The following is a 2090-nucleotide window of genomic DNA, read 5'->3' as shown; positions in this document are numbered from 1 at the left end:
GAATCCCAAAGTCTAAATTTTCAACTGCTCTAAAAATTATCTGGCTCTCACTATTTCTCTTTATTCCTATCTAATTTCTCTTGAATTGCTTCTCTACAAAATTCAGGAGGGTTATCTTGTTTCTGTATCTCTTCCTTCATTTCTTTCGTAACTCTCAGATTGACTTGCTCGGTTAATGGTTTTTCTCTGTCTGTGGTGAAGTTTTTTAAATTTTCTGGATTACCTTTAGGATTAGGCATTGTTGAGAAATATGAATAAGACTTGAACTGCGTGATAGCAAGCGAATGGAGTTTTAGATCGGTGGCGATTGTGTCTTGCAAACTAGTTCACCACCGATTTCCACTTTTACAAGAGGTAACTCTATTTTATGTTTACACGCACAGAATTAGAAGTTAAAAGCTTGAGAGCGTTACGCGATTTATGTCTGATACAGTATGGCATCCAAGCAATAGGAAACCCTGCTGATAAAGCATCATACATTAACGCGCTCCTGACCTTCCCTGTTGTAGCCTGCAAGCAAGTATCGGAGAATAAAGGATTAAAGTCTCCTATATTCTCTCAAGTAGAAGCCCTAGAAGTGACACTAGAAGCTATGGGAACACCTACACCGGAGCAGTCAGCCTTGCTTAAGGTGACGATGGAAGGAAGGAAGCTAGAGTACCCAGCACGGTACAGTCAAGAGAAGTTATTTGGACTCTATCGGGTTAAATGGCATTTGGATACAGCACTAGAGATACTGGGAATGCTCTAAACCCTAATTAACCTTGCTAACTATTCCTCGGCATCCTAAAACCGGGGATTTTTTTATGTCTATTTTTACCGAAGAAAGGCAGAGGGCAGGAGGTGAGGCAGCCCCCGTCTTGGCGGTTCCCGTCGATGGGGGACTGCCGAACCCGAAGGGCAGGAGGAAGAAAATATATTTTTTACCCTCTGCCAAGCGGGTTTTCTAGATAATGACTATCCTTGAATAGTAAGGGAATCAGAGTAAATTGCCAGCAGGTGTCAAATGCTGCAACCAGAACAGATATTACAAGACCGTTATCAAATTCAACGCCAACTCGGCAACAATGGAATTCGTCAAACTTGGCTAGCAAAGGATTTACAAGCCTCTGATGGCGAAAATTCGACCGTTGTGGTCAAACTTTTGGCCTTTGGCGGTACTGTCCAGTGGGATGATTTGAAACTTTTTGAGAGGGAAGCACAAATCCTTAAACAACTAAATCATCCCCGCATCCCTCGATATATAGATTATTTTTGTATCGACGATCGCACACTCTGGTTTGGCTTAATCCAAGAATATATTCCTGGTGAGTCGCTCAAGGAAAAACTTGCTATTGGCGAAAGGTTTAGTGAAAAGCGAGCGAGAAAAATTGCTGTTGAGGTTTTAAATATTCTCATTTATCTACATGAGTTGAATCCAGGGGTGCTGCATAGAGATATTAAACCGAGTAATTTAATCTGGGGCGAAGATAATCGGATTTATTTAGTTGATTTTGGTGCAGTTCAAGATAAAGCGGCAAGAGAGGGCGTTACTTTTACCGTTGTCGGTACTTATGGTTATGCCCCAATGGAACAATTTGGTGGTCGAGCGGTTGCGGCTTCAGACCTCTATGCACTGGGTGCGACTTTGATTCATTTGTTAACAGGAACTTCCCCCTCTGATTTACCCCAGCAGGATTTGCGGTTGCAATTTGCAGACCGAGTTAACTTGAGTCCCAGTTTTGTCAGTTGGCTACAAAAGTTGATAGAACCTGCTCCAGAACAACGATTTACTAATGCAAGCGTTGCACTGAATGTTCTCAAATCTGGTTTGGCTATCAAATCTGCAAACAAGAATCAGCTTTTACCGCTAAGAGAAATAATCAACAATTCTGGATGTGGGATAAATAATCACAATGAAACAGTCCCAGAGGAAATTCTCGGTTGGAATTGGGGCGCATTTCTCATGCCTTGGTTGTGGATGTGGCCGAATCAAGTGTGGCGTGGAGTGTTCTGTTTTATACCGAATTTTTCGTGGTTTCTGGCGATCGCATTCGGTGTAAAAGGCAATGAATGGGCTTGGAAAGGTAGACGGTGGAACAGTATTGAAC

Annotated in this window: 3 protein-coding genes; 2 read left to right on the top strand and 1 reads right to left on the bottom strand. The window is 42.2% G+C overall.

The features are described from left to right. Positions 1 to 50: 50 nt before the first annotated feature. On the bottom strand, positions 51 to 239 hold the full coding sequence (locus tag LC574_RS37260; RefSeq protein WP_229458644.1) for a hypothetical protein: 189 nt from the start codon (positions 237 to 239) through the stop codon (positions 51 to 53). A 128-nt stretch (positions 240 to 367) separates the two neighbouring features. Between LC574_RS37260 and LC574_RS37255 the strand changes: the two genes are divergently transcribed. Then, entirely contained in the window at positions 368 to 751 is a 384-nt protein-coding gene (locus LC574_RS37255) for a hypothetical protein (RefSeq protein WP_229458643.1), read from the top strand. A gap of 255 nt (positions 752 to 1006) precedes the next feature. Then, a partial coding sequence (locus LC574_RS37250; RefSeq protein WP_229458642.1) for a serine/threonine-protein kinase occupies positions 1007 to 2090 on the top strand: 1084 nt, incomplete at its 3' end.

Source organism: Nostoc sp. CHAB 5715, assembly GCF_020829685.1.
Lineage (GTDB): Bacteria > Cyanobacteriota > Cyanobacteriia > Cyanobacteriales > Nostocaceae > Nostoc.
Note: the sequence above shows the minus strand (reverse complement) of the source record. Positions and strands in the feature narration are given on the sequence as shown.